Annotated in this window: 11 protein-coding genes; 2 read left to right on the forward strand and 9 right to left on the reverse strand. The window is 34.9% G+C overall.

From position 1 onward, the window contains the following. Nucleotides 1–16 precede the first annotated feature (16 nt). The 3 genes from IHE43_RS15155 to IHE43_RS15165 form a co-directional block, all read right to left on the reverse strand. A complete protein-coding gene (locus tag IHE43_RS15155; RefSeq protein WP_192184670.1) occupies nucleotides 17–3,211 on the reverse strand; it encodes a TonB-dependent receptor in 3,195 nt (1,064 codons plus the stop codon). 37 nt (nucleotides 3,212–3,248) lie between these two features. After that, nucleotides 3,249–4,313, reverse strand: coding sequence for a FecR family protein (locus IHE43_RS15160; protein WP_192184671.1), 1,065 nt, complete (start codon nucleotides 4,311–4,313; stop codon nucleotides 3,249–3,251). A gap of 163 nt (nucleotides 4,314–4,476) precedes the next feature. Further along, complete coding sequence (locus tag IHE43_RS15165; RefSeq protein ID WP_192184672.1) at nucleotides 4,477–5,076, reverse strand: RNA polymerase sigma factor; 600 nt, start codon at nucleotides 5,074–5,076, stop codon at nucleotides 4,477–4,479. Between the two features lie 289 nt (nucleotides 5,077–5,365). On the opposite strand from IHE43_RS15165, the gene IHE43_RS15170 reads away from it, so the two are divergent. Together IHE43_RS15170 and IHE43_RS15175 are read left to right on the forward strand one after the other, a co-directional pair. After that, nucleotides 5,366–5,509, forward strand: a complete 144-nt coding sequence (locus IHE43_RS15170; protein ID WP_192184673.1) for a hypothetical protein — start codon at nucleotides 5,366–5,368, stop codon at nucleotides 5,507–5,509. A 10-nt stretch (nucleotides 5,510–5,519) separates the two neighbouring features. Further along, nucleotides 5,520–5,696, forward strand: a complete 177-nt coding sequence (locus IHE43_RS15175; protein ID WP_192188283.1) for a hypothetical protein — start codon at nucleotides 5,520–5,522, stop codon at nucleotides 5,694–5,696. 209 nt (nucleotides 5,697–5,905) lie between these two features. Here the strand turns inward: IHE43_RS15175 and IHE43_RS15180 are convergent, their stop codons facing one another. The 6 genes from IHE43_RS15180 to IHE43_RS15205 all read right to left on the reverse strand — a co-directional run bounded on the left by IHE43_RS15180 (nucleotide 5,906) and on the right by IHE43_RS15205 (nucleotide 13,618). Next, nucleotides 5,906–6,223, reverse strand: coding sequence for an isochorismatase family protein (locus IHE43_RS15180; protein ID WP_192184674.1), 318 nt, complete (start codon nucleotides 6,221–6,223; stop codon nucleotides 5,906–5,908). Nucleotides 6,224–6,849: 626 nt separating this feature from the next. Next, nucleotides 6,850–9,978 carry an efflux RND transporter permease subunit gene (locus tag IHE43_RS15185; protein ID WP_192184675.1) on the reverse strand — a complete coding sequence of 1,043 codons (3,129 nt, stop codon included), beginning with the start codon at nucleotides 9,976–9,978 and terminating at the stop codon, nucleotides 6,850–6,852. A gap of 4 nt (nucleotides 9,979–9,982) precedes the next feature. Next, the gene (locus IHE43_RS15190; RefSeq protein ID WP_225585134.1) at nucleotides 9,983–10,321 is read right to left on the reverse strand and encodes a DUF190 domain-containing protein; all 339 of its coding nucleotides are present in this window, start codon (nucleotides 10,319–10,321) and stop codon (nucleotides 9,983–9,985) included. Beyond that, a complete protein-coding gene (locus IHE43_RS15195; protein WP_192184677.1) occupies nucleotides 10,302–11,213 on the reverse strand; it encodes a cation diffusion facilitator family transporter in 912 nt (303 codons plus the stop codon). The genes IHE43_RS15190 and IHE43_RS15195 overlap by 20 nt, the downstream gene beginning before the upstream one ends. 13 nt (nucleotides 11,214–11,226) lie before the next feature. After that, nucleotides 11,227–12,597, reverse strand: coding sequence for a magnesium transporter (mgtE, locus tag IHE43_RS15200; RefSeq protein ID WP_192184678.1), 1,371 nt, complete (start codon nucleotides 12,595–12,597; stop codon nucleotides 11,227–11,229). Nucleotides 12,598–12,607: 10 nt separating this feature from the next. Beyond that, a complete protein-coding gene (locus IHE43_RS15205; RefSeq protein WP_192184679.1) occupies nucleotides 12,608–13,618 on the reverse strand; it encodes an efflux RND transporter periplasmic adaptor subunit in 1,011 nt (336 codons plus the stop codon).

The raw sequence follows: 13,618 nt of genomic DNA on the forward strand, positions 1-13,618 counted from the left end.
GTATTCGTTTTAGTTGTTAAAGGGTGATATTGGTACCAAAAATAATGGTTCTGGCCACAGGATAGTTGGATGTTGCCTGCCCGTTTGTTAAGGCAGAACCAGAAGTTGTTTCCGGATTATATCCTCTGTATTTTGTAATGGTGAATAAATTGTTTCCACCTATATAAATTTTCATGTTCGCTATTTTGGCTCTTTTTACTATAGATGAAGGAAGCGTATAGGCCAATTGTACATCACGAAGCCTTAAATAATCGGCATCAAGGATATACAAATTTGATGCTTTTGTAGCTCTGCGGGCTGCAGAAAAATTTCCTAAGTTGGGTTGAGCAAAAAATCCGTTCGGATTATCTATAGGATGGTATCTGTTTTCAAAATAATATTTTGATGGCGTAGAGAATCCTTCTCCTGCTTCTTCAAATGTAGCAAGGTTTGTTTCATATACCTTACGGCCTTCAACACCTGTTAATGAAAAGGTTAATGAAAAGTTTTTGTAAGCAAAAGAATTGGAGAATCCATACGTGAATTTTGGAGAATAAGTACCCATTGGTGTCCAGTCTTTGGTGTCAATTATGCCATCTCCATTTACATCTTTTACAATATAATCTCCCATTTGCGTACCCGGCAATTTTGGTGTGCCTGGATCATTAAACTGATCTTGTGTTTTATATACACCCATAATCTGATAACCGTATAACTCGGCTATAGGGCCGCCCACTTTTGTAATAATATTGCTTGCACTACCTGAAATAATTTGTGTCTGACCTGGTGCCAAAGCCAATACTTCATTTTTGTTGAAAGAGATATTCGCACCAGGATTCCATCTCACCTGACCTAATTTGATATCACTGGCAGAGATGCTAAGGTCTAATCCTTTATTTTGAACTTTTCCAATATTTTGTAAGGAGCTACTGAAACCCGATTGTTGCGGAACAGGTACATCCAGCAATAAATTAGAAGTAGTGGCATTATAATATTCGGCAGTAATGTCAATTTTTCGAAATAATTGCAAATCCAGACCTAAATTATAAGATGTATTGGTTTCCCACGAAAGATTTATATTTGGTGTTGTTGAAGCACTAAAGCCCGAAGCAGGCGTATTACCCCATATATAATTGTTGGCGGCATTACCTCCTGTTACAATACCCAATGAACCATAAGAACCAATTTGATTATTCCCGGAACGTCCCCAGGTCGCTCTCAATTTTCCAAAGCTAACTACATCTTGCTCAGGGAAGAATCCTTCTTTACTGAAAATCCAACCTGCTGTTACCGAAGGGAATTTACCCCATCTGCTATCGGCCCCAAATCTTGAAGAACCATCCATTCTATAAGAGAACGAGGCAATGTACTTGTCTGCAAAAATATATTGCAATCTTGAAAAATAAGAGATTTGCACCCATCTGTATCTGTTAGCGTTTACAGTAAAAGAGCTGGCTCCACCAATGTTGTCTATATTATCATCGGCAATATTTGCTCCGGTTATGATAGTTGAGTATGAATTTTCTTTCTGGTAACTGTAGCCTGTCAAAAGAGTAAAATCGTGCTTGTCAATTTTTTTAGAATAGGTTAAGGTATGTTCTAATAAGTAATTTGTTAATGATCCGTCAGTCTCTGAGGCAGTTGCCGGCTTAGGCGCAGGTGTGCGATAAGCTCCCAGGTTAGAAGGGTTATAAAAATCATACATACTTTGTGAAAAATCCCCGCCTAAAGTAAATTTATATTTTAAGCCATTTATTATAGAATAGTTGATAAACGCATTCCCATAAAGCTTGAAGAAAGTACGGTTGTTTTTTACCATATTAAGATAAGCAATCGGATTTTCTACCAAGGCACCATCTTCGGGCTGATTGGCTTTTATTTGTTGACTGATGGCCAAAGTACCGTCATCATTATACGGCTTGAAGAAAGGATACATTGCTCTGACTCCACCAAGTGGTTCGTCAAATCCACCACTTTCATTATAATAACGCTGTATTGTATAAGAAGGGTTCAGGCTTACACCAAATTCAGCCTTATCAGATATTTTATTGTTTAATTTTATACTGGCACTGTAACGTTTTAATCCGTTTTCGACCACTAAACCTTCCTGATTGAAGGCATTGAAGGAAGTATAGTAAGATGTTTTTCCGTTCCCGCCGCTCAAAGCCACATTTATATTACTTATAGGTGCTGTACGGAATATTTCATTCGTCCAGTTTGTATCTGTCAAGCCGGTTTGGTTGTTCAGGTAAGGATCCAGATAATTTAGACGTAATTCTCTCAACGAAGCTCCTTTTGCAACTCTGGTCGCACGATCATCTGTTATGCTTCTGTTTGCAGGATCTTTAGATATATATCCCTGATCTCTTGCTTCAGTAAAAAAAATAGCAGCATCATGCGCATTAACATATTCTACTTTATCTGATCGTTGTTGAAATCCGGTATAAGCGTCTATAGTTATATTAAACATATCAGCCTTACTTTTTTTGGTGGTGATAAGAATTACGCCGTTTGCCGCTCTGGAACCATATATAGATGCAGATGCAGGATCTTTTAATACTTCAAGACTTTCTATATCATTTGGATTAATGTAATTGAAAGAAGTTCCTTCCGTTAGAGGAAAACCATCTACTACAATCAAAGGGTTACGTCCGGCAGTCAATGTACCAATACCGCGAATAATAATTTGAGGGTTTGAACCCGGTTGTCCTGATGCTTCGTTAATTTGAATACCGGCTGCTTTACCGCTCAATTGTTGGGCAAAGTTACTTCCGCTATAATTAGATAGTTGCTCCGCACTCACTTTTGTTACAGAACCTGTTACAAAACGCTTTTGTTGAGTACCATAACCAACCACCACTACTTCGTTTAATTTCTCGTTGTTATCTTTTAATCTTGCTAAAAGTGTGTTAGTGCCAGCTTTTACTGCAAATGATTTTATTTGAGTAGATTGATACCCCATAGAGGAAAAAGAGAAGTCATAGATTTCTCCTAATTTTAGGGCAGAAGTTGTAAATAAACCTTTTTCATCAGTAATACCTGAGTCCACTATTTTATGATCATTGTTTTCAATTTGTACGGTTACTCCCGGAAGAGCCTCGCCATTTTCGGATATTACTGTACCCGATACAATTGGGTTTTGTGTTTGTGCAATGGCTTGCGTGGCAATAAACAGTAATAGGCAGGTAAATAACGGCCACTTTCTTTTTTTCGGCATAAATAATAGATTCATTTTCTTTTTTTGTTTTAGTCGTTAAATTTTAATTGTTCTACTTTGTTATAATGAGTTTTCCTTGCTCTTCTTTTAATTTTAATTCATTCATATTTACTATGATGGATAATACAGTGTTGAGCTTGTCTGTTTGTTCAACCCTTCCTGTAAAATAAAGTCCTTCAACAGTTTCCTTGTCATAGTCTATAGTCGTTTTATATTTTTCACTTAGTTTCTGTAGTACCATATTAAGTGGTGTATTATTGAAATTAAGCGAGCCATTGTTGGTCACTATTTGATTCTTAGGAGTAATTTTAGCTGTAGTTGCCAGTGTATTTTCGTTTAATCTAAATGTGCTTATTTCGTATTTGGCACTTAGCTTGTTCAAAGTCACCAATTGTCCGGGTTTTAGATAGATGTCCGGAATATTTTTACCCTTGCTATGTGTATCTCGTACTCTTACATGTCCTTCAAAAAGTTTTACCTCAATCTGATTCTCTTTAGTACTCGTTACTAAGAATTGTGTACCCAATGCGGTGGTAGCAAATCCCTGAGAAAATACGCTGAAAGGTCTTGCCTTATTTTTGGCAACTTTAAATATTGCTTTTCCTTTGAGGTTAATTATCCTGTCTTTTTTATTAAATTCCTGATTGTAAGAAATTGCACTTTTAGGAAATAAAACAATTGCAGATCCATCAGGCAAATCAACGTTTATACTATGATGTTGCTTATTTTGAATTATTTTGAATTTTTGAATTACTTGCGCAATTTTGCTATCTGCTGTATCCAGAGAGTGATTATTTATTTGGAAAAGAAATAAAGTACAAATACCAACTATAGCTGCCGCAGCCCACCAGATATATTTTGAACTAAGAGTCAATCGTTTTGGTTGACGCATTTCGCTATCGTCAATAGATTTCAGGATGCGTTTTAAAAGTATTGTCTTGTTTTTATTGTTTTGATCAGGGGCATCATCCTGATCGTATAATTTTCTAAAATGATTTTTGACTTGATTACTTTCTTCGTCATTTACATTTTTTAAAGCATTTTCCAATATTGTGATTTCTTCGGGACTTATAGTTCCTTTCCACAATTTTTCAATAAGTGATTGAATTTTATTCATAGTATAATTACATGTCTTGTCCTTAAAATAAGAAGGGGTATCTGGCATACCGCAACTATTCTAAAAACGCAAGACTTATAAAAATGGGGGGTACAGTGTTAGTTAAGTAATTATTAACAAAAGAAGGATTAATTGTAAATACTAAGATCTGACTGTAAACAGACTAAGTACGGAAGTATAAACCGATGATAAATAAAGATATTGCTGACTCTTTTTCGTAGCGATTTACTGTATAGGTATGCACAAATTTTAGGGCAAGGGTAATATGCTCTTTTACCGTTTCTGAAGATATATTCATAATTTCGGCAGCTTCAGCATAGGTTTTCCCCTGTAATTTACAAAGTTCAAAGGCCTGTTTTTTGCGCAACGGTAACTGATTAATAGCTTCCGTCAAAATGTTTTCTTTGATATTCTCTATTTCAACTTCGCTTTCGGGATCGTATTCAAAATTGAAATCTGTTTTCATGGATTCCAGATACTTTCTTTCTCGAATCAATTTTCTGATATGGGAAATAGACTGGTTGTAACTGACAGAGAATAACCACGAAGCTACTGCATGCTCGTCCTGGAATTTGTTTTTGTTTTCCCAAAGCTTCAAAAAAACTTCCTGCAATACATCTTCAACAACATCGGTTTGTGGAATAAGCCGTGCGACGTTGTTAAATACTATTTGCTGATAATGATTATAAACAGCTATAAAAGCATCTTTATTACCGTTGGCAAAAGAAGTAATAATCTCATCATTTAGCTTATTTAAAGACATTTAGCTGTTTATTGTAAATAGTGAGTGTACCAATTGTAATAAATTATCATTATTTGTTTTTTTAAACGAATAATAAATTTTATTTTATTTTGCGAAATTATATCCTCCCAAACAAACTCTTATCATGTTTTTCGTTAACAAAATAATACCACATCATTAAGTTGTTGGTATAAATGATATTTCTCCAAAAGAAAGATGTGTGTTGGAATAAAATTAGCCATGGATTCCAAAATGCTTTCTAGAATTAATATCGCTTTTTTATTGATTTGACTTGAATGTATGCCAAAATATGCCCAATCCTGGTAATATTTTAGGCGACAAAGCCTGGGAGAATGGTGAGGATTATGTAATTTATACCAATTCCGGGCATGGTGGTATATTTCAATATCACGAAGAATTTCTTAAAAAAGCAATACCCTTTTTAACTCAATAAATTTAAAAAATTGAAAAGAATATTATTATTAATAGCTCTTGGTTTTAGCTCATTTTTTGGGGCTTATGCCCAAAATACAAAACCAGTAAAAGTTGCAACGAATGTAAAATCTGAAAAACATCTCTCGTCTTCAATTCTATTATGGATGCGTTCCGACAAACCACGTCAGGCAGGTATGGATAGATGAAAAGGTCCTCATGCCCAAATAATTGCTTCCAATAAAGTACTATTAGAATATCGCCAGATACATTTGGCAGGTACTAATCCTGGTTTATGGCAAGCCATTGAAGGAGTAGAAACCATTATACCAACTGATAGGAAAATTGATGGTGTTGCAGATGTTACATTAAAGAATTTGTTTTCTATTTTTAGAGGTAAAAAACAGAATAAATTGGCCTATGCTGACGAAGTAAATTTATTTAAGCGAACTATTCTGTATGCAGCATTTTCACAAAATTCACTTTTAATGATTACTTTCTCTCCTTCCAGCGGTTTGACATTTTCATGAATTTCTATTCCTTTTGTACCGGGAACAAAAAAAGGAACTCCTTCTCCGGATATGTGCTGCACATGAATAATAGTCCCATTTTCTTTTCTGAAATGCTCCAATAATTTCTTTGCATTTTCACTTGCGCCAATAGGATTTACAAGTTCTAATGCCCCATTTTTAAAATATTCTTTCTGTATATCAATTAATAATAATGCCTTATTCATCTTATTTTAATTTTAAAATTTGTATCTGACAAAATTAAAAATTAGAGTAATGATACCAGATACCAAAGCATTCCCAATAGATACCTTTTTGATAAGTAAAGTTTTTTATAAATACTTGATTTGAAATTAAAAATATAAAAAGAAAAAATGACTCACGGTTTTGGTTTGGAATTATAAATTATATTAGACAAACTCAAATTTAGATAAAATTTTCACATCAATCCCCAACAGGACATCCAAACCAAATTCTCAAATCCAATGAGAGACAGACACTAAATTTAGTAAGCCAATCTCTTCAAATCTTCTATAAAATTTATAGCCATTTGCCCTTTCGAGGTCTCTATTTATGAAAATTTAACCGAACTCCTTGGCGCAAAATTCGAACCTTATACCTGAAGATTTCCAAGTTTTAAGCGAGTTGGCAGAGGTTTGAAAAGAAAAACATTTGATTACCTTAGTTTCTGAAACAAAATTAAACCTTCTAAAACTAGTTACATAGTTTGACTCCGTAGATGATAACTACCGACAATAATTGATAACTCAACAATAACAAATGCTCATTTCTGAGCATTTGTTATTGTCTATCAAGTTTAAATTGCAATAGTTTAATATTTTTGATACGATCCTCAATTAAAAGGTTTTACTTTTCTCTTCTTGTTCATCCAAAGATATAATGGAGGAATTAATATTGGAGCAAAAAACAGTGTACTTGTTAATCCGCCTATAATTACTGTTGCCAACGGTCGTTGCACATCTGAGCCAATACCTGAGGATATCGCAGCAGGAACGAGTCCGATAATAGCAACAATAAGAATTGACAATAAAGCCCTTAATTGCTCTTTTGATCCCGTCAATACATTTTCATGCAAATTATTTTCTTTAAATAAGGTTTTTCTATTAAGAGCCGAAACAAGCAATACACCTGCCATTACAGAAATACCAAAAATACTCACAAAACCAACCCCGGCAGAAACATTAAAATAATACCCTCGAAGGAGCAAGGCTACGATACCACCTCCTAAAGCAAACAATATGCAACTCATTGTAATCATGGTATGCTGAAGGTTTTTATACAACATAAACAGAAATAAAAACACCATAATAATGGTCAAAGGAATCGTAAAAGCCAATTGCTTTCCTGCTCGTTCCAGGTTTTCATACTGTCCCCCATAAATGATGTTATATCCTTTAGGCACATGAACACTTTTTTCTACTTTTTGTCTCAGCTCTTTTACAAAACTTCCCTGGTCCCTTCCTTTAATATTTGTTCTAACGGTAATCATACGTTTACTGCCATAGCGATAAATATTAGTCTGTCCTTCCACAAAATGTATATTTGCCAATTGGCTCATTGGTATCAACGCTCCATTAGATGATGGTACTAAAATATTTTTTACAGCATCAATAGAATTTCTGTACTCTGGTAAAAACCGAACTACAATGTCATAACGCTTTGTTCCGTCATATAAAATAGAAATAGTTTTCCCTCCAATCGCTGCTTCTATCATGTTTTGAATATCAGCAACATTAATCCCAAAACGGGCAGCTTGTTCCCTGTTAATATCTATTGCCAATTGTTCCTGCTGGCCTTCCTGTTCAATATTTACATTGGCTGCACCCTTAATCTTTTTAACAATTTTTGCAATATCTTCAGCCTTTTTTCTCATCATTTGCAAATCATCGCCAACAACAGAAATGGCAAGATCGGCAGCGCTGCCATTTACAATCTCCATAACCTGGTCAATAATGGGCTGTCCTGAAGAAAACTGTACTGATGGAATTTGTTGCTGCAGATCTGTTTTAATTATTTCAACCAAATCTTTTTTAGCAATAGTATCACTCCAGAGTTTATAATCTTTTAGCCCGACTAAAATTTCATTTCTATTGGCAGGAAATGGGTCAGTCCCATCATCATTGCGACCCGTTTGCGTTATTACATAGGATATTTGAGGATATTTAGCAATAATTTTTCTGATTTTCGGAGCGTATTTCGCGTTTTCCTGTATGGAAATTCCAGCAGGGAAATTCCCTCTTAAAAAGATAGACCCTTCATCTAATGTTGGCAAAAATTCGGTTCCTAATTTTAATCCGCATAAAATAAATACAGTAACAACTGAGAAACCTATCAGGGTAGTTTTTTTATAATTATTTAAAAATCCGGATAATGTTTTTTCGTATGCATTAGTTAAAAAATCCAGTACAACATTTTTATGCTCTTTAATAGGTTTATCAATATCTAGCAATTCTTTTCTGTAAACAAACGAAATCAACACCGGAATAAAGGTCAGTGCCGCGAGCATTGAACCTATAACTGCAAAAGCTAAAGTTAAAGCCATCGGAGAAAACAATTTACCTTCTACTCGGGTCATTAAAAGTATTGGCATATAGGCCAATATGATGATAGTTACCGAAAAGAAAATTTCTCTTCCCACTTCTTGCGCAGCCTGTAGCGTGATTTTCACAATACCTTTCTGTCTTTCCTCAAGTGTAGCTGTTCTGTATTTCCTAATAAGATGTTCTGCCATTAAACAGGCTCCATCTACGATAATTCCAAAATCTATTGCTCCAAGCGAAAGTAAATTGGCGGGAATACCTGTAAGTTTCATTAAAATAAAAGCAAACAGTAACGAAAATGGAATAGTTAAGGCGACAACCAAGGCACTTCTGGCACTTCCAAGAAATAAAATCAACAGTATAATTACAATAGAAATTCCTTCTAATAAAGTGTGCGCAACAGTTTCTAACGAATGGTCTATCAAAAAACTTCTGTCATACATCGGTCGTAAGGTTACACCTTGCGGCAGATCGTTTTCCTGTAAATCTGCTATTCTCTCTTTCAGAGATTTTAAAACCTCGCTCGGGTTTTCATATCGCCTTAAAAGAATAATGCCTTCAACACCACTGCTTACATCTTTTTTTTCTTTGGTTACTGTATATCCCAGAACACCGCTTGGTGGTGGTGGAGTGATTTCAACTGTCGCCACATCACGAACAAAAACAGGCACACCATTTTCAGATTTAAGAACAATATTTTGAATATCCTGATCTGTTTTAATAGCTCCTAAACCTCGTACTGCAAATCCCTGCCCGCCTCTTTCAATTATATTTCCACCAGTATTTTGATTATTCACATTTACCGCATCCATCACGTTTTGCAAAGTAAGATTGTATTTTCTTAATTTTTCCGGAGAAGTAATAATATGAAATTGTTTAAGGGGACCACCAAAAGTAGTAACATCAGCAATACCCGGAACTTGCAACAAAGCTGGTTTTATAACCCAATCCTGCAAATCTCTTAGCTGCGCCTGGCTATAGTTTGATGGCGCTTCTACAACATATCTGAAAATTTCGCCTACTGCTGTAGAAAGTGGTGCTAATTCCGGCGCAACGCCTGCCGGCAGTTCTGCACCTGCAAGTCGTTCAGTTACTTGCTGGCGTGCAAAATAATCATCTGTTCCATCTTTAAAAGTAAGCTGAACTACTGATAAACCAAAAATAGTGCGGCTTCTGCGGTCTAAAACATTAGGTGTGTTTTGCAAAGCTCTTTCGATAGGAACCGTAACTTGTTGTTCTACTTCTTCAGCTGCCCTGCCTTCGTATTGAGCAACTACAATTACATTAGTATCTGCAATATCAGGATAAGCTTCAATTTTTAGTTGGGTAAAACACCAAAATCCTATTGCCATCAATACAACACTGATCGCAATTACAGCCCAGCGGTTTCGCAGGCTGAATAAGAGTAAATTCTTAATCATTATATTACCATTTTTCGACTTGATTAGTAACTATAAAACCGCCTTTATATACTTCTCGCAAAGCTTTTAAAGCTAATTTTACTTTTTCATCTTCATCAATAAAGATGATCAACAGGGGAGTTTCATCAAAACTGAACCAATCATTTGGCCTTTTAAGATATTGGTGCGTTCCATACCCCAATTTACCATGGAATACAGTTGCTCCCTGAATATTTTGTTCTATTAAAATTCTTAAAATATATTCGTATAAAGGCTTTGCTCCTTTTAACTCATCCTTATCTATATAGATGTGTGCTTGTATCATTGTTTTTTTAATTAAAATATTAGCAATTAAAATTTTCACAATTTGAATATTCTGTTTCAAGCGTGATATGATGGATGTTTTCGTGTTCCATCTGGTGTCTGAATTGCATTTTTATGACCTGTAATTGCTCCGGGCTTACATCTTCATTTATTACAAGATGTGCAGTCATAGCATTTTCAGTAGTACTTATTGCCCAAATATGGATATGATGAATGCTATTTATACCGCTGATTTTTAGAGCTGCTGCCTTTATAGTATCAAAATCTGTATTTTCAGGTACACCGTCTAAAGAAAGACGCAAACTGTCTTTGAGTAAACGCCACATACTGGCAATAATTACAAGACAAATAATGATACTCAAAAGCGGATCAATCCAAAACCAATGTGTATAATAAATAATAATACCACCTAAAATCAAACCTGATGATACCAACGCATCAGAAAGTAAATGCAGAAATGCGGATTTTATATTAATATCTTTTTCTTTATCCTTGAAAAATAAAAACGCTGAAACCCCATTTATCACAATACCAATGGAGGCAATGATAGCAATAGTTATTCCTGGTATTGGTTGTGGATTTGCAAAGCGGAAAATTGCTTCATAGCCAATTGCGCCGATGGAAATAAGTAATATCACGGCATTGAGCAACGATATAAGAATAGAGGCTTTACGGTAACCATAGGTATATTTTTCAGTTGTTTTCGATTGCATCAGTTTAAAGGCAATCATTGACAAACCCAATCCTGCCACATCCAAAAAATTATGCCCTGCATCAGAGAGTAACGAAAGTGAGTTTATTCGAAATCCAATAACTACTTGTATAATCACATACAACAAATTGAGTATAATGCCAATAACAAATGCTTTGTTGATGTTTGCCGGCACAACATTATGAGAATGGCTATGATTATGGGAATGTTTTTCGCTCATGATATATGTTGCTTTATAAAATTGTTCCTTTTAAAATAATGGATGCTATTGAAAAATAAATGATTAATCCCGTTACATCTACCAATGTAGCTACAAATGGTGCTGATGAAGTAGCCGGATCTATCTTGCATCGTTTTAACAATATTGGTATCATTGAACCGCTTAATGTTCCCCACATTACAATACCAATTAGAGAGAAAAATATGGTTACGGCCAGTAAAAACCAATGTTGACCATAGTCGTACCAATGCAAATTTTGCCATATCGCAATTCTTATCAAACCAATGCTTCCCAGAACTACTCCTAATGACAAACCTGATAAAATTTCTCTGCGCATGACGAACCACCAATCTTTCAAACCAATCTCTTTCAAAGCCATAGCCCTGATAATAAGTGTTGCAGCCTGAGATCCGCTGTTTCCTCCACTTGAAATAATTAAGGGAACAAATAATGCCAATACAACTGCTTTTTGAATTTCGCCATCAAAATACCCCATAGCAGTAGCTGTTAGCATTTCGCCTAAAAACAAAATAATTAACCAACTGGCGCGTTTTTTTAGCAATGAAAAAAATGATGTTTTTACGTAAGGATAATCAAGCTCTTCCAGCCCTCCTATCTTTTGTATTTCTTTAGTGTTGGCCTGTTCGGCAACATCTAAAATATCATCAATAGTAACTACGCCCAACAAGACATTTTGTGCATTGACCACCGGCAAAACATCTCTGTCATACTCTTTGAATTTAGTAACTGCATCCTCTTTTGTTTCTGAAATTGCTAAACTTGGACAAAAGCCATCTAAAATATCTGAAACTTTTTTGTCCGGATCATTCAATACAAATCTTCTGATGGGAATATCATCTATAAGTTTATTATCGCTATCAACTACAAAAACTACGTTAGTCGTTTCATCGTCAGTATGTTTGCTTCTTATTTCTAATATGGCTTCTGCCAGGGTAATATCAAATCGTGTAGTTGCTATATTGGTATCCATAATTCGAGCTACACTGTTTTTTGGATAACCCAATAAGCTCTGAACACTATCTTTATTTTTTTCGTTAAGCAGACTTAAAAAATGAGTTTGCTCTAAACTTTTTAAAGTTGAAAAAAACATCATTCTATCATCGGAGCTTAACTCATTCAAAATGAATTCACTTTTTTTAGGAGAGAAATTTTTAATAATTTTTTTTTGCAAAAAAGTGTCTAAATAAGAAAATACAGTTACCTGATTTTTACTTGGTAGGGCCTGATAGGCTTTCAAAGCAGCTTCAAAAGGAATAGTTGCAAAAACTTTTGCTACTGCCGATGGATGAACATAATGCGCATTATTACGATTAAGCAAAAGGTCTGAGAAATCGCCTTTTAATATTTTTTCTTTTATCGACATGATGACTAATTTAATATCCGAAACTTAATCCTTTTAATTGCATAACGCCTTTAATGGCTATAACATCACCATTCATCAAGCCACTATAAACAACAATCCTGTTTCCGATCTGATTACCAATTGTTATTTCTGTACGTTCAAAATTTTTAGTGCCTCTTTTTACAAAAACATAGTTTTTTGCCTGAACCGTAACCAACGAATTTTTATCAATACTAATAAAATCACCTTCACTTAAACCAAAAGAAACCGTTGCAAACATTCCCGCCTTCAATTTACCACTTGCATTATTTAAACTTATTCGAAGTTTAACCATTCGGGTTGTCTGATCAATCATATCGGCAACAGCATCAATCTTTCCGGCAAATTTTTCATTTGGAAAAGCAGTAAACCGTACAATGCAGTTATCTCCTTTTTTGATTTTACTGATTTGATTTTCCGGAATATCGCATATAATAAATGAAGTTCCGGCCTTTGCTCTCTTGAGGATTTCGGGCTGAAATCCACCAGCCTTTAATTTAGTTTCATGCTCTATAATAGCTGCTCTTTCATTTGCTAAATTCGTCTGTTCCATAGACAAAGCAGTTTGCGCTTCCAACAAGTCCTTACCGGTGGCTGCACCATGAGCCTGCAAATCTTTAGCCCGATCTACTTCTATTTGTTTTTGCTTTATGTTTTTATACTGAATTTGATTGATATTAATTAAATGCTGAATTAGCTGTGTATAACTAGCTGCTAAATCGGGGTTTTCAAATAAAATGATATTTTGTGATGCCCCTTCTTCTGATTTCATAACGGTTGCCGAAACTTTGGCCGGAGCCGTAATTTGGTCATTAAGTACAGAACTGCCTATTGGTTCTGTTTCAAAAAAAGAAATACTACTGTCGTTAGGAAATAAAATGGTTTTCCCGTTATTCATTACTTGTGGTATACTGTTTATCTCTGGGGTTTGTTTATTGTCTTTTCCTCCACAAGCGCAAAGAAATAATAACATGACCCCGCTATATTTTATTAAATGTTTCAT

The sequence above is a fragment of the Flavobacterium sp. MDT1-60 genome (assembly GCF_014844035.1).
Classification (GTDB): Bacteria; Bacteroidota; Bacteroidia; order Flavobacteriales; family Flavobacteriaceae; genus Flavobacterium.

Coding starts and splice junctions, on each gene's coding strand:
- IHE43_RS15205 (WP_192184679.1), bottom strand. CDS start 13,618: ATGAAACATTTAATAAAATATAGCGGGGTCATGTTATTATTTCTTTGC.
- IHE43_RS15155 (WP_192184670.1), bottom strand. CDS start 3,211: ATGAATCTATTATTTATGCCGAAAAAAAGAAAGTGGCCGTTATTTACC.
- IHE43_RS15185 (WP_192184675.1), bottom strand. CDS start 9,978: ATGATTAAGAATTTACTCTTATTCAGCCTGCGAAACCGCTGGGCTGTA.
- IHE43_RS15165 (WP_192184672.1), bottom strand. CDS start 5,076: ATGTCTTTAAATAAGCTAAATGATGAGATTATTACTTCTTTTGCCAAC.
- IHE43_RS15170 (WP_192184673.1), top strand. CDS start 5,366: ATGCCCAATCCTGGTAATATTTTAGGCGACAAAGCCTGGGAGAATGGT.
- mgtE (WP_192184678.1), bottom strand. CDS start 12,597: ATGTCGATAAAAGAAAAAATATTAAAAGGCGATTTCTCAGACCTTTTG.
- IHE43_RS15160 (WP_192184671.1), bottom strand. CDS start 4,313: ATGAATAAAATTCAATCACTTATTGAAAAATTGTGGAAAGGAACTATA.
- IHE43_RS15195 (WP_192184677.1), bottom strand. CDS start 11,213: ATGAGCGAAAAACATTCCCATAATCATAGCCATTCTCATAATGTTGTG.
- IHE43_RS15180 (WP_192184674.1), bottom strand. CDS start 6,223: ATGAATAAGGCATTATTATTAATTGATATACAGAAAGAATATTTTAAA.